Below are 17,641 nucleotides of genomic sequence, written 5' to 3' on the forward strand. Positions count from 1 at the left end.
ATCCTCCAAATTCTGCAACCTTCCACATAAACTTGTCTAAAATACCTAATTATAGATAAGTTTAGCAAAGTTTTTTGTCATTTAGTTTACCTCTCTATGAATTTAATGTAGATGCACAGTAGCTCTTGCGATGGTAGACTATGCAGCCACTAGTGACTCGATGTTATCAGATTTAAGTCAGTTTGGCGATATCTAAGCCTATGTAACTCAAAACTTCAGCATTTTTGCAATCCTGTGGCAGCAAAATTACCAACAAAATGTTACTTTATAAAACTATGGCTTACTTACAATCCCCCAAATATCAGGAAATATTAGCCAATGCCATACCTTACTTCCGCCCGCGAAATTAGTGCCATTGTCGCTGAATATACCAACGCTAAAACGCTGTGGATAGATACAGAAGTTGCTGACTATAAAAGTCGTAATCCCCGACTATCGCTGATTCAGGTATTAGATAATCCCAAAGATATGAGTGGCGATCGCGTCTACCTTTTAGATGTCCTAGATAAACCTAATATTATAGCTGAATTTATTGAAAAAGTTATGATAAATTCTGCAATTGAAAAAGTTTTTCATAACGCCAGTTACGATCTAAAGCTTCTCGGTAACAAAAAAGCCAAAAATATTACTTGTACTTTAGATATAGCAAAAAAAATTCCCTATTATCTTTTACCATTACCTAATTATCAACTCAAAACCATAGCTACATCAGTTTGTAGCTTTAACAATATCGATAAACAAGAACAAACAAGCGATTGGGGAAAACGTCCTCTGACTGAAGAACAGATAGAATATGCTTACTTAGATTGTATTTATCTGGCTCAAATTCACTCAAATTTATTAGCTTTACAAGCCCAAGCCAGCCCCGATCCCGCAACGGAAGACTTAATATCACTAAGTAGCAGATACTCGCAACTTGAGCAACAATGCAAGTTGTTAAATTCAGAATCTGAACATTTACAAGAACGCATGAAAAAAGCCATGCAAGCTCAGAATATATCTGAAACTGCCTATTACAAACTGACTAGTTATGAACGGACTACAGTCAAAGCTACTTTTGCACAATTGGCAAGGCTAGCGCAAAGTGAAGGGATTAATTTAGATTTTCCAATCACACTCACTCAGAAACTCCAAAAAGATTTAGGACAAAATCTAGAACAACTTTCTGTAGATATTGAAAAAACCACCTCTTGGCGGCTAAATGCCAAAACTCAAGAAAGTGATATTGAGGATGAGTAAATTGTTTAGATGGCTACAAATGCGAGATTTTATAGAGTTATTATCTTAGAAGAGATATTAAATAATTCGTAATTCGTAATTCGTAATTCGTAATTCGTAATTCGTCAATTTTGTTTTGTAATGGGGATTTAACAGGAGCATCCCGTCAGGTGCAAAAACTTTGTGTTTGCCCTCATCCCCTAACCCCGAATCCCAAAGCTGGGATTCGGGGAACTAGAATTATGTCTCCCCTCTCCCATGTTTGGGAGAGGGGCTGGGGGTGAGGGAAAAGATTTAAGCACTCATGGGGATGCTCCCGATTTAACCCCAATCGCATTACTTGCTTTTTTATTGAACCGGGGGACTTCAACCCACAGACAGCAGTTAATATTTCAATTTTTTTTCAAAAAGGATTATAAAAAAGATGAATAATAGTAAGTTCCTGCTCATAAATCCATTGTCAAGAATTACAGAGATGACAATAGCAAAGAGCCAAAATGACAAGTTTTATACTTTATGTTTGATGAGTTTTCCTTAATATAACTATTAAATCAATTTATTGAATATCAGGTAAATTTATAAATTAGCTTGAAATGTCTATTAAAAGCTAGAATTAACTATTGAGTTAAAAAATTAAAATCTAGATAGTACTAATTGCGTTCAGGTGTTATGGCAGTTTATATTAAATTATGAGACGGCGTTTATTTAAACAAAAACGAACAAGGGTAAATCAAGTATTTACCCTAGCTATTTTTACTACATTGACAGCAATTAGCAGTGTTTCTTGTAGTAAGAATGACAATGTTTTGGTAACAGAAATAGGAGTTAGTCAACCTAGCCGTCGTTCAGTTACAGCTTCTATTGGTGGGCAATCTTATCTTCAGGGAAAGAATCAGCATTTAAACGGCGATTTACAAGCTGCGATCGCTTCATATACTAAGGCAATTCAGCAAAATTCTCAATATGGCGCTGCCTACAACGGGCGGGGATTAGCCTACTTTGATTCGGGAGACAAAGAAAAAGCGATCGCAGATTACAATCAAGCACTTCGCATCAACCCTAACGACGCGGAAGCCTACAATAACCTGGGAAATGCCCGCGCCTCACTAGGAAATAACAGAGAAGCAGTGAAAGATTACAGTGAAGCGATTCGCCTGAACCCTAACTATGCCGAAGCCTACAATAACCGGGGAAATGCCCACGCTACCTTGGGACAAAAAAGAGAGGCGCTAGATGATTTTGACCAAGCGATTGTCCTCAACTCCAAATATGCGATCGCTTATAATAACCGAGGAAATGCCCGTTATGTCAATGGAGAGCCACAGGGTGCGATCGAAGATTACAATCAAGCCATTCGCCTCAACCCTAATTTTGCCCCTGCTTACAATAACCGGGGAAATGCCCGCGCCACCAATGGAGACAAGCAGGGAGCGCTGAAGGACTTACAACAAGCAGCAAACATTTTTCAAAGTCAAGGTAACAATGATTTATATGAACAAGTGATGAAAAACATCAAAGAACTTGGACAGTAGCCAAAAGCAGGGTTTTAGTTAAAGGCGAACAGTCGGGCTTATACCAAATTGCATTCAAAAACTTCACCTCACCCCCAACCCCTCTCCTTACTAAGGAGAGGGGAGCCGATTGCGTTAGCAATTGGCGGGGTGAGGTTCTTTTAATATTCGAGTAAAAGTAAATTACTTATGTCCCCTTTACGTAATGTAATACTTGCTAAAGTAGGCAGTAATAATGCTACTTTGTAAAACAATAGTGAATCTCCAAAATAAATTTAGGATTTAGGCATCAGGTACGAAATGTAAGGGCAATTCATGAATTGCCCTACGTAAAATCAAGGATTTTACTGCCTTTTGGCGTAAGTCATAAAATTAAGCAACGAATTATTTAAAAGCGTTGTTTAAGTTTTTCAACTCAGAAATAAGCTTGTGTATTTAGAGATTTTTTCCGGTTAATAGTAATTAAATTGAGGTGAAACAGATGGAAAATCTAAAACTAGATAATCTAGATAACGAACTAATTAGTTTTGATTTAAGTCCAGAAGACATGGAGGCAATCAAAGGTGGTACAAGCGTGCCAGTAGATACCTCCAAGGGTAGTAAATGTCCATCCCCGGTGAAGCACCCTTTTGGAATTCTAATCGTTGCAGTAACACCCAAGCCCCATTTTCCAATTAGAATCGTTGCAGCACCACCCAAAAGCAACGACAATTAATCTTTCAATTAAAAGATTAAGTTTAAGAGGAGGTTTGAAAAGTCTAATGATTTTCTATTAGTCGGCGCTCAGACTTCGGATCAGACTTCGTTTGTCTAGTAGCAAATTATATGAGACTGTTGGTCAATTCACTCTCTTGTTACCACACCCCTAAAATATTGATTCTGCGTTGTTTTCCCGCCCTACAATAAATTGCGGGCTAATAGCTCAAGTGCGTTGAAATGCACTAAAATTCAAGAAATTAATATGGATTGGGGTTGATGGGTTAAACTCCCTATCAATTGCTAACAGTCTCATTATATTTGCCCAAGAGTTTTTAAATATCCTCTCAGGTTTGTAAGTAAATGGGTCAAATTAAATATAAAACCTCACCCTCAATCCCTCTCCAAAGTATCGGAGAGGGAAGCCGGAGGCAGGGTGAGGTTTATTATATGTTTAATTACGTCTACCTAATTATCTACACCTATGCTTTAAGAGTTAAGTAAGTGGGCGCAAATAATTATTACTGGCTCGTAGTTGCGCTTTAGCGCTAAAGCGCAACTACGAGCCAAATACAGACATTTTACTTTTCGTTACATAGTTTGGTTTTATCTTGCCTACCTACTTATGTGCTACTAATAATTATCCAATTAAGGGTAGTAGTTATACTAAATATAGTTTTTTTAGATAAAATATATGAACAATGTTAGTGAGTTGGCGCTAAATTATTTACAACGTTATAACTGCCAGATTCTTGAAGATTATCAATCTGTTTTGAGACAGGCTTGCGAAATTCATCCACCACCACACGGTATGGGATGGTACGGTAATTCCTATCGTCAGTTTGCTCGGAATGCTGAGTGGTTCTCTAATTCCCTGATTACTAACGTCGTTGAAGAAGGAACTGGTTCTAAACAAGTTTGGCAATTCTCAGAACAGATCGAAAATCAGGAGTTTGCCCAGTTGGTGAGAAATCACTCGATTGATGAGTCGCGCCACTCACTAATGTTTGTGGCACTGTTGAATATTATTTTTCCGACAAAAACAGAAGCAGATTTCCGTACAGAGTTGAAAGCCTTTTCTCCGCAATACTATCACCACAAGCATCCGCCGCTAGTTCCTATTTCTTCGGCTCAGATAATGGATGATTTGTTAGTGATGGATGAAATTATCCAAATCAATCTCTTAGAAATTCGGGCATTGATCCTACAATTATTGTTGCGTCCAGTACTGCAAGCTTATGCTACACCTAAGGACTTAGCAAAAGTAACTCGAATGTCTGATTTATTGATTTTCGATGAAACTAAGCATATTGAGTACTCTGGTTACTGCATTGGTAAGTACATGGAGCAAGGTCATGAATCTTGGGTGCGGGAAATGATGATTTACCGTCAAAAGACTGTTAATGAAATGTTTTTAGAAGATTTGGAATTAGCGAATTCTGTTGGCACTACTATTTTACGGACAGAAAATCGCTGATAAGGGACTTCCAAGAAATAAATTATCCAAATAAACGAACCACAGAGACACAGAGAACACAGAGGAATAAGCAGGAGAGAGTTTTTTCGCCAGTTTTTTGAGTATTTTTTTATTTGGAAGCCCCTAACTGTTTAGGTTTACCGCGCCACCAATGGAGACAAACAGGGAGCGCAGCCAAGGCGAATAGAATTCGCGGCTACGCGGACTAGGGAAAAATTGAGTTTTTTATTTTAACCCAGGAAGGTGGGTTTGGCCTGTGTAGACGCGGTTTATAACCGCCCTTTTAGCTATTTTGTCGGTTAACAAAATCACAGCCCAGAACCAATGTGGATGCGATCTTCAACTTCGGCAAATTTTTCTAGTGCCTGCTGTTCAGTACTCAATAGTGAAACGACGATCGCTACAATAAACGCTAGGGGAATAGTAACTAATCCAGGATTTTTTAGCGGGAAGGGTGCAGAAGCGTGCTTGAGAATCGTTACTTGAATAGTAGGTGATAAATAAATTAGCACCAAAGAGGAGACAGTACCTACCAACATACTCGCAACCGCACCGTTGGTAGTGAAGCGTCGCCAAAGCATGGATAAGAGCAATGCTGGGAAGTTTGCACTAGCAGCGATCGCAAATGCTAAACCTACCATATAAGCTACATTTTGCCCTTTAAACAAGATGCCCAAAAATATCGCCACTAACCCCAAAACCATTGTTGCACCGCGAGCCACCTTTAGCTGTTCTGACTCGTCAGCAATTCATGCTTTTTTTGGTTTAGTATTTTGGATTTTGAACTAGAAATTGCTAATAGCCATTGGGCATTGGGCATTGGTAAATAAATCAATACACCTCTTGCACGAATGCAAAACTAGCCCTCATCCCCCAACCCCTTCTCCCAAAATTGGGAGAAGGGGAGACAATTTTAAAGTCCCTCTCCCAAAATTGGGAGAGGCATTTAGGGTGAGGGCAAGGATTCATGCAAGAAGTCTAATGTTCTTTTTCCCCTGCTCCCTCATCCCCTTCACTTACGTGTCAGCCTTGCTATTTGGTCGTCATAACTGCTATTTGCCCAACGCACGTAGATAAAAATTAATACCCATGCTGAGACAATTACCAACGCCCCCAGTAGAATTCCCAGGCTGAGGCCAGGAACTACTAATGACCCCAACAGGGGCTTATTGAACGCGATTAATAGGATAAAACCAAAGTAAATAAACATCATGGCTCCAGTGAGAATCAGGGATACCCGCCAACGTTCAGCCGCGAGAGCCTGGAGAGCCTTTGTGCGATCGTTCATGTCTTCCTTTAGGTTGAGAAGATTAGGTCAGATTGTCTCATTGAACCTGATTTCTGCGTAATTTTCTTAAAGATTATTAGTAAATCTATTGCCATATCAGGTAATAAAACTAACTTTGCTAAGTGATATACAACTGATTTTTTATTAACTCAGACACGTTTCATGACTAACTAAGTAAGTGGGTGCAAATAATCATCACTGGCTCGTAGTTGCGCTTTAGCGCTAAAGCGCAACTACGAGCCAAATACAGAGATTTTACTTTTCGTTACATAGTTTGGTTTTATCTTGCCTACCTACTTAAAGGCAAATAAAAAGTTAAATAACAGCAAATGACAGGCTTATTAATCTCACTCAGAGAATAGAGAACTACTAATCTTAAGGCAAATTAATTTTCAAAGCAGTGAGATTTTTTCTTATAGCGGTTCTTATTCAGATGCGGTACAACATTATATCGCCAGGTATAGGGGCATGGCACTGCCATGCCCCTACCGATGTACCTCACATAAACGAGAACCGCTATAGGTGCTAAAAATTAGGGGTATAAATCAGCGATTTAATAGTGCGTAGGCATAGCCCAATACTGCTCGGTTAACAAGATTTGTAGGTTGGGTTGAACTTTAGTGTTACCCAACAAATCCCTGAAAATGTTGGGGTTTCGTTCCTCAAACCAACCTACATATTTTTATTTTTGGGCTTAACCGAACCGTATTGGGGGTTCCAGGACTATTTCATTCTAGACAGAAACCGCCCAGAACTAAAGTTCTTTGGCTTTTAGCTAAAGTCCGTTAAAACGGACTATAACCTTATTCTTAGTCGTCTAAAGACGACTTTCGCTATACGCCTGGTGAATTCATTCTGAGGCGGACTAGATGAGAATGAAATAGCCCTGTTGGGGGTTCTACTGGTTGCATTCTCAGAAATCATATAAGATTTGTGAGAATGCAATCTAATTTTATACACCGACAGAAATAAGTTTGCTGTAATATTCAGTTTTGGCATATATGCTGAGAATAGTATCACCAACTGCAAAAAAACTACCTTGCTGCTCATCTTTAGAGAATTGCAAATTGGGATATTTAGTAACAGCTTCTTCGGTAGTCATGGGTTTTGCTTGCATTTTATCTGGCAATACCCCAGTACAACCAATGTAAAATACTAAGGGAGATATTTTATCTTGGTAGATATTTTCTGCATATTGTTCTAGCTTATTATTTGCCGTCGTTAAAGCTGCAACCATTTCTTCTTTGCTTATCTGCTTACCAGCAAGATTTTCTTGCAATAACTGTGCTAAAGTATCAGCCCCAACTTTCTTAAGAATACCTCCAACAATGCCATTTTGCTCAAGCCCAAGAAAATCATCAAAAATTGGTTTCATCAACTCGTCAACTTTTCTAATCTTGGTGCGTGATGATAGTAGCCTGTGCCGAACTGCGAGATTTTCATTCAATGCGATCGCAAAAGTAGGCTTGATGATAATTTCTCCAGTTATCTTATCATAAAGACGATACATTCTATTCAAAAATTTCTTAGCCGAATGAAACTTACTGAGGTTAAGAATATCTTGACTACCGATATCAATTTTATAACTCAGTCTTGAGTCAAGAGTACCATTAACTAGCGCTTCATGGATATCTGCATATTCATTAGTTGTAGGAAAGTTGATGTAAACATTTTTAGACAGATAGTGCTTTTTAAACTCATCTAACTGTCCTGCTACAAATACATCTGACTCATTTCTTAAGTGAGCAGAAATAATACTAGTAAGTACTTTAATTTCTGCGAGTTCATTGAATAGCCCATGAATACTACTGTAACAACTATTTGCAGCTACAAGCGGCAATTTATCTAACTCAATGGTATGTTCAGCACGAAAGTCAAAATCTTCTGCATCCAACACACCCTTTTCTTTTAGCAAGTCAAAGGCTTTTTTACTGCTGATTTTGACTTGTAAAGACTTGACGTTTATTTTGCCGTCACTGACAATCGTGTAATTATTAAAGCTATTCAGGTCATTTACTAGCAAACCTGCTACCTCAATAGTGGGGGTTTGGTCTGCAAATTTGGCAAGTTTGACTTTACGTTTGATAAGCATATTGATAGTAGCAGTATTGCGATTAAACTGAAACTCGCCCATACCAACATACTCAGCATTATCTATATTTTCTGTTCGCAACCAAGGCTGAAGCAGTTCCCCATTTTCGTTTCTCACACCTTTAACGCGCTTGATACCTGTTCTTTGATAATCTTCTTGCAGGTGCTTGATATTGACGATAATATTGTTGCGATATTGGGCAAAAATTTGGATTAGTTCTACCAGAGAAATTTTATTATTCGTCATATTGCTACCTTCTATATAAAGGTCAAGAATCTTTTCAAGCCTGTTAAACGGGAGCATCCCGTCAGGTGCCATTCCCTTGATAGCCCTCATCCCATCATTTGCGATTCGGGGAACTAGAATTATGTCTCCCCTCTCCCATATTAAGGGAGAGGGGCTGGGGGATTTTATAGTACAATTGTACCATAAAATCCCAAATTGTGTAGGCGTAGCCCGTGATAGTAGTCTGTCAATAAATTGACGGTAAGTAAGTTCGTAGTAAGGACTTTAGTGGTTATTTTTTCAGTCCAGATTTAGGCTCCGGGTTTGAAATAATCGAAGAGGCGATCGCCTGAATCTGCGCGAATTAATGCTACAACTACATCTGGTAAGGTAGCTAAACTGGGGTAAACTAAATAACGTGGTTCCCAACGGGGGCGGAATTTCTCTCTGTAGGCGTGCAGTCCCTTGAAATTGTAGAAGCGATTCAAATGCCCGTATAAATAGTGCAATACTTTCTCCAAGCGGCGTGATTCTGGGTTTTCTCCAACTCCCGCAAGTGCAGAAAGACCGAAATTAAAGCTGTCGTAGCCACCCTCTTTAAAATGTTGAAGCAGGGAAATAAATAGAAAGTCCATTGTGCCATTTTCGATGGACGCGCGATGTCGCATCATGTCAATAGTAGCTTCGTTGAGTTGGTACTCTCGAAGAATGTTGGTAAAAGCGCTGATGTTACCTTCGGAATTATGCACCACAGCAATCTCACACTCTCGCAGGTAAGCTTCGTCAAACCAACCCAAAGAAAAGTGTTTTTCCGAACCCTGTACCATCTTCAGCCATTCATCACTTACAGATTTTAGCTGATGCAATAAATCATTGCTGATGGGTGGTTGATAAAACTCAATTTGGTATCCTAGCTTAGTTAAACGACTGATTGATGGTCTAAAGTTTTTACCGGCTTTACCTTGTAATGTAAAACTTTTCAGGTCAACGATCGCTTCTTCTCCAATCTTGAGTACCTTAAACCCCAATGATTTGTAAAGTTCAACATTATCGGGCAAGGTTTGATAAAAACCAGGATACCAGTCATTGCGCTGGCAAAACTGCCAAAAAGCAACAATTGTCTCTTTGCGGTCTTCAATGGGGCCGATGGGATCTCCTAATGCGATCGCACCCCTTCCTTTGGGAACATAAGCAATTAAACTATTACCTGAAGGACTGAAATAATAACTTTTATCATTTAAAAGTGTGAATGCTGCTAAAGAAGAACATCCATATTCCTCAACAATTTCTTTAGCTTTTTTCCGCTCATTTAGGGTTGCTAGATTCCGCCAAAACACAGGTTGCAATAACATTACCATTGCATAGGTAATAGTAACTGCGGCAATAACATATATAGAATTAGCAAAAAATGCTCCAAATTTGCTTTTTGGTTGCAGTCCCCAATTATCCTCGGTGAAGAACATCGCCAAAGTCTGAACTATGGCTTCACGCCAATTAAAATTCTCTGAAAACTTGCCGTCTAATAAGTAAAATCCAATGGTTCCGTATGCCAGAGTAAATAATAAAGCGCCTATCAGCGCTCGAACTCCCCGTGCGATTGAAGGACGGTCTGATTGCGCTGTGAAATAATGGCGCATCAAGATTAATTGCACCAGCAAAACTCCAGAGAGGAGACTTTCTTCATAGTCCAATCCCTTCAGCAAGTGGCTGAAAATGGAAATCACTAGTAGACCAATGGTAAGTAACCAGGCTATTCTTTTTCGACGTAATAAATTAGTCGCAAGTGCTAGTAATACAAACCCAGTCAGGGCTGCAAATATATGACCACTAGCGCGGATATCAAATGGTAAAAATTCTTTCAACCAGTGATTTCGCCCAGATAGGTTAGGTGTCACTGCTGATAACAAATTTACTACTCCGACTAAACCTGTAAGTAAAGCTGCACTCCAAAGTCCAATCTGAGTTTTTAAATTATTAGTCATTACTCTAAAAGTATTAATTACAAGTTAGTAGTTAGTAGTTATAAACTAGGAGTTTTGACTCTCCCATTCTCTTTATTGACTAAAATAATTAACAAACCAGCTTTATCAGCTGTGTTAATTATAGGGATTAAATTATAATGTTTTCAATTTTATCCATAACACCTCAATTTTAATTCAGTAGCACAAGGTAAGCAGTAGAACCTAATTTTTAAAATTTTAACTCTTAATTCCTAATTTTTAACTCCGAATTTTTTAAACTGTTCCCCTACATAGGAGAGCGAATCTTTAAGATGCTTGTGGAAGTAGTTCCAGCCTATATCAGCACCAGACAAACCATGACCTCCAGGAAACGCATAAAATACGTGAGGAATGGCTAATTTATTTAAGGTTTCGTTGAAATCTTTGGTAGAAGCCAATAAATTAGTATCGTTCAGACCCGCATCTATGTAAACACGCAATCGCTTCCTATCTTCAATTGATAGCTGTTGCACGATTTGTTGGGGGCTATTTTGCGAGCCGCTATTATCGGTAAAATAACCGCTATGACTAAACAGAATCTGGAAGTTGTTGAGATGGCGCAACCCGATATTAAAAGCCCCCCATCCTCCAGAAGAAAGACCGCCCAAAGCCCAAAACTGGGGTTCTTCTAAAGTGCGGTAGCGTGACTTGACAACTTGCACTAGTTCTGATCCAATTAAAGTCCCCACTTTGCCATTTGGCCCATCAAAATAATCGGGGTCGTACAAAGGACTCGAACCCCGATTATCATTACCATCAGGTGTAATTACAATCGATGGGGGTAATTTTTTACTTTGATAAAGTTTATGCAATACATCTAAGAGGGCATATTTATCAGCATAAGCACGGACATCATCATGACCACCGTGTAGTAAGAATATCACTGGATAGCGCTTTTGCTGATTTTTATTATAATTAGGCGGCAAAATCACGCCATAGTTGCGGACTGCACCCATCGCTTGGGAGTTGAAGGTTGCTAATTGAAACTTTAACCCACTATTTGCCTCTTTTTGAGGTGGATCTAGTTGTGGCGCACCTAAAATGAATACATAATAATAACCAGCAGTAGTCAGGAGTGCGATCGCTCCTACTAAACTAATTAAAAATTTAGAAATCTTCATATTTATTAACGGTTCAAAAAAATCACCTCCACTAGAACTTACTATAGTTAATCTGCTGAAAAATTGCATCTGAGTTTCCCACATTGATATTTAAATATCAATGTATTTCCAAAAGAGGATGATTTTACTGGGAATTCCTAATGATTTCGAGGATTTTTATTCTGATTAATACCTAACCTCTCAGCCCTATGTGCTATTTCAGCAACTCGAAATTGTTCCCCCACAAATGTCAACGAATCGGATAAATGTTCCCGCCAGTATTTCCAAGTGTGGCTACCCGGAAACTGACGAAACAAATTATAAACTTTTAGCTTGTTTAAGACTTGACTAAAATTTTGAGCTTCGTTAATTTCTTCAATATCTGATATACCAGAGTCTAAATAAATTCGCAACTTTTTTTGAGATGGTAAAGGAATGGTTTTGATATAACTTATTGGGCTATTGATTGGGCCGCTTTTATCATGAAAATAACCGCTATGACTAAATAAAATCGAGAAACGATCGAGGTTGTGTAATCCCACATTCATTGCTCCCCAACCACCAGAAGATAAACCACCCATCGCCCAAAAATCTGGATTATTTAGTGTCCGATAACGGCTTTGCACAACTTTTACCAACTCATCACCCACGGCTGTAGAGACTTTACCGTTAGCGCCATCAATATATTCGGGATCTCGGTAGGGGCTAGAGCCACGTTTGTCGTTGCCATCTGGTGTGATAATGATGCTGGGTGGCAACTTACCTTTAGTATAAAGTTGTTCCACAGTTTTGAGAGCTTGTCCCTTATTCTGATTAAACCAATCAGTGGGATTACCATGTCCACCGTGAAGGAGAAAGATTACAGGATAGCTTTGTTTTGGGTTTTTTTCATAACCAGGGGGTAAACAAACGCCGTAAGTCCGACTTGCGCCCATTACCTGACTATTATAAGTTTCAATTTTGTAAGTTAGGCGAGTAGCTGAGTCGCTAGTATTGGAGTGGGCTGGAAGAACAGAAGGCGTTGTTTGTAAATCCTGCTGTTGCGGTGGTTTTGCTACGGTACTTTGGGAAAAATTACAGCCAACGAGAGTTAATGCTGAAACTAGCAAGAGAATTTTAGATTGTTTGTAGTTCATCTATTGGGTTAGCCGATGTTTGCCTACAAAAGCTTATGCAAATGATATGTCAATAATGTGTCAACAGGATGGAAACTTTACGACTGGTTGTAAATTAAAAGTCAAGGGTTAGGATAAGTTTCTTGATGATGCTTAAAAAGCTGCGACTCAATTTTAGTTCTTTGTTTGGCTTGTTGCTGCTGGTGCTTTGCCTGTGGGCGATCGCTAACGAATTGCATCAGTATAATTATCGTGATATCCTCAACGCTCTAGCAGCAATTCCCAAAAGTCGCTTAAGCTGGGCAATTTGGCTGACAGTCTTGGGCTATGTGGTGATGATTGGGTACGATATCTTAGGTTTTAGCTACATTAATCGTTCCCTAAGTTGGAACAAGATTGCTTTAACCAGCTTTATTAGCTCTGCATTTAGTAATACTATCGGGTTTGCCTTGCTAACTGGCAGTGCTATTCGTTATCGATTTTATGCTAATTGGGGAGTATCAGCAGTTGCGATCGCTCAAGTAATTGCTTTCGCTAATTTTACTTTTTGGTTGGGGATGTTTGCTGTTGCAGGTTTTTTGTTTATTATCAACCCACTCCAAATTCCTACTCAAATACATTTACCTTTTGCTACTGTGCGTCCCATCGGCGTGATTTTTATGCTATTAGTCGCTATTTATTTACTAGGAAGTATTTTTATTAAACAACCATTAATAATTCGGGGACAAGAATTTCGATTTCCTTCCTTTAAAATATCCCTGGCTCAAATAGCAATTTCTAGTTTTGACTGGATTTTAGCAGCAGCAGTTCTTTATGCTGTGCTTCCTGGCAATATATCTTTGTCCTATCTAGACTTTTTGGGAATCTACTTACTAGCAATGTTTGCGGGGGTTGTTAGTAATGTTCCCGGTGGTTTGGGAGTATTTGAAACTATAATTTTGCTGATTCTCTCATCTAAAGTTTCGGCTGCGGCAATTTTGGGTTCAATGTTAGCTTATCGGGGAATCTATTATTTCTTACCTTTGCTAGTAGCAGCAGGTTTGCTTGGACTTTATGAAATTAGATTTAAATCGGGGAATTAAAATATAGGCTTCTTGCATGAATCAAAAGCCCTCATCCCCCAACCCCTTCTCCCAAGTTTGGGAGAAGGGGAGCAAATTTCAAAGTCCTTATCCCAAAATTGGGATAAGGCATCATGTAAAAATAAGTTGTACAAAATTTATTTGGAATAGCTTACTAAATCTAGCTTTCACACAAAAATTGTTCAGGTTATTTTTACACAAATCCTAAGGGGAGCAAATTTCAAAGTCCTTCTCCCAAATTTGGTACAAGGAGAGCAAATTTCAAAGTCCTTCTCCCAAATTTGGCACAAGGAGAGCAAATTTCAAAGTCCCTCTCCCAAATTTGGCACAAGGAGAGCAAATTTCAAAGTCCCTCTCCCAAGCTTGGGAGAGGGATTTAGGGTGAGGGCTTTTGATATCAAATTTGTAAAATCAGTAACTACTGTTATTTTTAAATGCGGAATCCTGCGGTGCTAAGTAAGTGGGCGCAAATAATCATCACTGGCTCGTAGTTGCGCTAAAGCGCAACTACGAGCCAAATACAGAGATTTTACTTTTCATTACATAGTTTGGTTTTATCTTGGCTACCTACTTATTTTCACATTCGGCAGCATAAATCCAGAATAAGCTAGTTTTGTGCAAAGCGTACCGTGATAAAACTGAAAAGCGCGATCGCCTAGACTAAAATTAATATTGAATAAGTAAAAATGCCTGATTACTTCTTTAAAAGCAGCTTTTACTTCTTCAAAAGCAGCTTTTAATCTCGCATTTTAGTGTTTTCCGCAAACAAAAGCAGCTTTTAATCTCGCATTTTAGTGTTTTCCGCAAACAAAAGCAGCTTTTACTTTCTCATTTTGGTGTTTTCCACAAGCAAAAGAAGCTTTTACTTTCTCAAACCCCAGTTTGCTTTCTCATTTGAGTAATTCACGCATTGATTTTGGTATATCATTGAGCCGAAAGCTTGCTCGTCACAAAACATAATTACGAATTACGTACAGCCCAAAGGGCCATGAAAACCGCGGAGCGTGCCGGAGGCTCTATTACGAATTATTTTAATATCTAACCTTCAAGTAATTGACGTGCAAGTGCGATCGCCTCTATTCTTGTTGAGACTTTCCCCTCAGCTTGTGCTACACCAATTTCTCTCAACAGTTGCCCAATAATTGCCGAAGCTGGAATATCTAATGCTATAATCAACTCCTTCCCGTTCACTAGTGGAGTGGGATGAGCGACCAGATCATCAGGGTTCAGGTAGCGGTTAATCAAAGATGCCCAAATAAGGCAGCGTTTTGCTTTGGTTTCCACTGCTGTGTGTAGTGGCTTGTCACTAGACATCGCCTCTACCAAAATATCAAGTGCTACAGCTAAGACTGTCATAGCGGGAAACACAATATCTGCGTCATGGAAGAAAAAGTATTGTTCTCGCAAAGACATATCAACTACTTGAAGCTGCGGTAACAGTTTCAAGGCAGTAATTACACCCCGAATTTCGGCGCGACTATAAGTTAATTCCTGTAGTTCTATTTCTGCTAACTCTGGATTTGGGTTGACAAGACAAGCAAGTTTTGCAATACCTAACCAAGTAGTTTTAATACTATCGCGGACATATCCTTGCAGTTGTACCCCTAATTGTTGCCAATTTTGGCTGAGTAAGGCAGCTGCTTCGTCAACTGCTGCTAGTTTGAGCAAGCTTTCACGGGTGGCATTTTTGAAGAAAGGGGCAAGTAAACCATCTTCCCAAGCACTTGTAATCCAGGGAGTACCCTGAGAATTTGCTAGCAGATAACCAATTTCTACCCTAACTCGTTCGGCTGCAACTTTGCTGATATGTGATGCCAAAGAACGAATTGCGGCTTGGGTAGCTGGCTCAATAGTAAAACCTAGTTGGGCGGCTTGACGATAACCTCGCATTAACCGCAAAGGGTCATCTTCTAGGTTTGCGGGTGATACCATTCGCAAAATGCCCTGTTGTAAGTCTACATGACCTTGCAGAGGATCGATGATTTCTTGCGTATGGGGATTATAAGCGATCGCATTTACTGTAAAATCCCGTCTGTGCAAATCAACTTCTAAACTATCTCCTTCAAGTTGGGCAAAGTCAGCCGTAGCGTCGGGAAAAACTACACGAGCAATTTGTCGTTCTGCATCGAGTAACACAAAACCAGCTTTGTAATGACGAGCGATCGCTCTCGCTACCTTTACCGCCTTAGATGGTATAACAAAATCTAGATCCAGATATTGGCGAGTTCTGCCAAGGATAGCATCTCGGACAGCGCCACCTACCATGTAAGCGGGTTGTGGCAAGAATTCCAAGCTGAAAGGCCAATTTTCGGGAGCTAGAGTAGAAGGAATCGATTCATGCATTGTAATAAAAATCAACCCAGCAACTCACGAATAACAGTTGGGCTTAAGTTAGATTAACAATAAAGGCCCCTGGAGTTGGTTCTATTATGTGTATTTGCGTGAATTGCCACTATGTAGACAGCTGTTTTACCTATCATGCCGTAGAAGGGCAGCACCAACAGCCTCACTTGACCGAAACACCAAATTTTGATCCGAATGAACCTTCTATCAATGTCAACATTCGGACTAAAGATGATGTAATTGAAATGGAATGGGATGTTGTTGGTTGTCTGAGCTTTAAGCGCGAAACGGGTAAGTGGTCGAAGTTGCGTCCTGGTGAATTAGTGCCAACTTAACAGAAAATTTGCCCTCACCCCCAGCCCCTCTCCCAAAAATGGGAGAGGGGAGCAAATTCTCTAGTTCTCCGAATCGCAAAAATGGGATTCGGGGTTAGGGGATGCGAAACTGTTATAGTGGTTCCCATTCAGATGCGCTACAAGATTATATCGCCAGGTGTAGGGTCTTGTCTAAGACAAGCCCTTACGGATGTACCTCACATAAACGAGAACCGCTATAAGCGCTTGCTAGTGTCTACTGCTAGCTACTGCGATCGCACAAAGAGTGAACCGCTATGTTATATGCTTGAATAAATCACCTTAACTCTATAAAAATAGATATTATAACTAACTTTGACAACTGAACTAGAAAATCTTCCAATAAATAAATACGCTTTAGCACTACATACCACCACACCAGAATTAGGTTTGGCAATTAGTAATTTTGCAGGCGATACTCGCGCTCAAATTTGGAATTTGGGGCGTGATTTATCTAGTTTAGTGCATCAATATTTAATTGAATTTATTAAACCGCAAACTTGGGCAGATTTCTCCTATATTGCAGTTGCAAAAGGCCCTGGCGGTTTTACCGGAACTCGGATTGGTGTTGTGACTGCTCGGACTTTAGGGCAACAGTTAGATATTCCTGTATTTGCGATTTCAACATTGGCTGCGATCGCTTGGTCAGAAGCAAGCAAAAGTCAAAATCCCAAAACTATTGCTGTGGAAATGCCAGCCCAACGAGGTCAAATTTTTGCTGCTATTTATCAGTTTGAGCCAGATGCTTCTAAACTAAGAGTGTGTTTGTCAGATAGAGTATTCACACCAGAAGCATGGCAGGAAACTTTAGCTAATTGTAACACTAATTATCAGTTGATTCAAGCTCAATCTGGGTTAGCAGCGACGGTGACAAGTATTTTGGAATTAGCTAATCTCGATTGGCAAGAGGGCAAGTGTCCTAATTGGTCAGAGGCTTTGCCATATTATGGGCAGCATCCAGTACAGGATGCATAATGCTTGTAGACATACTGCCATAATTAGCTAGGCAAGATAAAACCAAACTATGTAACGAAAAGTAAAACCTCTGTATTTGGCTCTTAGTTGCGCTTTAGCGCTAAAGCGCACGAGCTACTGATGATTATTTTATTTCCGCCCACTTACTCTAAAAACGAGCGATTAT

Annotated in this window: 14 protein-coding genes; 7 read left to right on the forward strand and 7 right to left on the reverse strand. The window is 39.5% G+C overall.

The window, feature by feature from the left end; translation table 11 throughout:
• The first annotated feature begins 318 nt into the window (after positions 1–318).
• From V7K73_RS09115 to V7K73_RS09130, 4 genes are all read left to right on the forward strand, one after another.
• The gene (locus V7K73_RS09115) at positions 319–1,239 is read left to right on the forward strand and encodes a ribonuclease D (RefSeq protein WP_334879158.1); all 921 of its coding nucleotides are present in this window, start codon (positions 319–321) and stop codon (positions 1,237–1,239) included.
• A gap of 668 nt (positions 1,240–1,907) precedes the next feature.
• Positions 1,908–2,750, forward strand: coding sequence for a tetratricopeptide repeat protein (locus V7K73_RS09120; protein ID WP_334879160.1), 843 nt, complete (start codon positions 1,908–1,910; stop codon positions 2,748–2,750).
• 460 nt (positions 2,751–3,210) lie between these two features.
• The gene (locus V7K73_RS09125) at positions 3,211–3,444 is read left to right on the forward strand and encodes a hypothetical protein (RefSeq protein WP_334879162.1); all 234 of its coding nucleotides are present in this window, start codon (positions 3,211–3,213) and stop codon (positions 3,442–3,444) included.
• A gap of 675 nt (positions 3,445–4,119) precedes the next feature.
• The gene (locus V7K73_RS09130; protein ID WP_334879164.1) at positions 4,120–4,902 is read left to right on the forward strand and encodes a hypothetical protein; all 783 of its coding nucleotides are present in this window, start codon (positions 4,120–4,122) and stop codon (positions 4,900–4,902) included.
• Between the two features lie 308 nt (positions 4,903–5,210).
• On the opposite strand, the gene V7K73_RS09135 is transcribed toward V7K73_RS09130, so the two are convergent.
• The 6 genes from V7K73_RS09135 to V7K73_RS09160 all read right to left on the reverse strand — a co-directional run bounded on the left by V7K73_RS09135 (position 5,211) and on the right by V7K73_RS09160 (position 12,743).
• The gene (locus tag V7K73_RS09135; RefSeq protein ID WP_334879206.1) at positions 5,211–5,651 is read right to left on the reverse strand and encodes a sodium:solute symporter family transporter; all 441 of its coding nucleotides are present in this window, start codon (positions 5,649–5,651) and stop codon (positions 5,211–5,213) included.
• A 263-nt stretch (positions 5,652–5,914) separates the two neighbouring features.
• Positions 5,915–6,190, reverse strand: a complete 276-nt coding sequence (locus tag V7K73_RS09140; protein ID WP_094349845.1) for a DUF485 domain-containing protein — start codon at positions 6,188–6,190, stop codon at positions 5,915–5,917.
• Positions 6,191–7,142: 952 nt separating this feature from the next.
• Complete coding sequence (locus V7K73_RS09145) at positions 7,143–8,528, reverse strand: hypothetical protein (protein ID WP_334879165.1); 1,386 nt, start codon at positions 8,526–8,528, stop codon at positions 7,143–7,145.
• Positions 8,529–8,818: 290 nt separating this feature from the next.
• A complete protein-coding gene (locus V7K73_RS09150) occupies positions 8,819–10,489 on the reverse strand; it encodes a phosphatidylglycerol lysyltransferase domain-containing protein (RefSeq protein ID WP_334879167.1) in 1,671 nt (556 codons plus the stop codon).
• A gap of 230 nt (positions 10,490–10,719) precedes the next feature.
• Entirely contained in the window at positions 10,720–11,628 is a 909-nt protein-coding gene (locus V7K73_RS09155) for an alpha/beta hydrolase (protein WP_334879168.1), read from the reverse strand.
• Positions 11,629–11,765: 137 nt separating this feature from the next.
• Positions 11,766–12,743, reverse strand: coding sequence for an alpha/beta hydrolase (locus V7K73_RS09160; RefSeq protein WP_334879170.1), 978 nt, complete (start codon positions 12,741–12,743; stop codon positions 11,766–11,768).
• 128 nt (positions 12,744–12,871) lie between these two features.
• On the opposite strand from V7K73_RS09160, the gene V7K73_RS09165 reads away from it, so the two are divergent.
• Positions 12,872–13,804, forward strand: a complete 933-nt coding sequence (locus tag V7K73_RS09165; protein ID WP_334879207.1) for a lysylphosphatidylglycerol synthase domain-containing protein — start codon at positions 12,872–12,874, stop codon at positions 13,802–13,804.
• A gap of 1,038 nt (positions 13,805–14,842) precedes the next feature.
• Here the strand turns inward: V7K73_RS09165 and V7K73_RS09170 are convergent.
• Positions 14,843–16,147 carry a CCA tRNA nucleotidyltransferase gene (locus V7K73_RS09170; protein WP_334879172.1) on the reverse strand — a complete coding sequence of 435 codons (1,305 nt, stop codon included), beginning with the start codon at positions 16,145–16,147 and terminating at the stop codon, positions 14,843–14,845.
• Between the two features lie 86 nt (positions 16,148–16,233).
• Between V7K73_RS09170 and V7K73_RS09175 the strand changes: the two genes are divergently transcribed.
• Positions 16,234–16,482 carry a Ycf34 family protein gene (locus tag V7K73_RS09175; protein WP_196523277.1) on the forward strand — a complete coding sequence of 83 codons (249 nt, stop codon included), beginning with the start codon at positions 16,234–16,236 and terminating at the stop codon, positions 16,480–16,482.
• A gap of 333 nt (positions 16,483–16,815) precedes the next feature.
• Positions 16,816–17,475, forward strand: coding sequence for a tRNA (adenosine(37)-N6)-threonylcarbamoyltransferase complex dimerization subunit type 1 TsaB (gene tsaB, locus V7K73_RS09180; protein ID WP_334879175.1), 660 nt, complete (start codon positions 16,816–16,818; stop codon positions 17,473–17,475).
• The last annotated feature ends 166 nt before the right edge of the window (positions 17,476–17,641 follow it).

It is taken from the genome of Nostoc sp. (assembly GCF_036916975.1).
Taxonomy (GTDB): Bacteria; Cyanobacteriota; Cyanobacteriia; order Cyanobacteriales; family Nostocaceae; genus Nostoc.

Coding starts and splice junctions, on each gene's coding strand:
- V7K73_RS09175 (WP_196523277.1), top strand. CDS start 16,234: ATGTGTATTTGCGTGAATTGCCACTATGTAGACAGCTGTTTTACCTAT.
- V7K73_RS09155 (WP_334879168.1), bottom strand. CDS start 11,628: ATGAAGATTTCTAAATTTTTAATTAGTTTAGTAGGAGCGATCGCACTC.
- V7K73_RS09140 (WP_094349845.1), bottom strand. CDS start 6,190: ATGAACGATCGCACAAAGGCTCTCCAGGCTCTCGCGGCTGAACGTTGG.
- V7K73_RS09120 (WP_334879160.1), top strand. CDS start 1,908: ATGAGACGGCGTTTATTTAAACAAAAACGAACAAGGGTAAATCAAGTA.
- V7K73_RS09115 (WP_334879158.1), top strand. CDS start 319: ATGCCATACCTTACTTCCGCCCGCGAAATTAGTGCCATTGTCGCTGAA.
- V7K73_RS09160 (WP_334879170.1), bottom strand. CDS start 12,743: ATGAACTACAAACAATCTAAAATTCTCTTGCTAGTTTCAGCATTAACT.
- V7K73_RS09130 (WP_334879164.1), top strand. CDS start 4,120: ATGAACAATGTTAGTGAGTTGGCGCTAAATTATTTACAACGTTATAAC.
- V7K73_RS09125 (WP_334879162.1), top strand. CDS start 3,211: ATGGAAAATCTAAAACTAGATAATCTAGATAACGAACTAATTAGTTTT.
- V7K73_RS09145 (WP_334879165.1), bottom strand. CDS start 8,528: ATGACGAATAATAAAATTTCTCTGGTAGAACTAATCCAAATTTTTGCC.
- V7K73_RS09150 (WP_334879167.1), bottom strand. CDS start 10,489: ATGACTAATAATTTAAAAACTCAGATTGGACTTTGGAGTGCAGCTTTA.
- V7K73_RS09165 (WP_334879207.1), top strand. CDS start 12,872: ATGCTTAAAAAGCTGCGACTCAATTTTAGTTCTTTGTTTGGCTTGTTG.
- V7K73_RS09170 (WP_334879172.1), bottom strand. CDS start 16,147: ATGCATGAATCGATTCCTTCTACTCTAGCTCCCGAAAATTGGCCTTTC.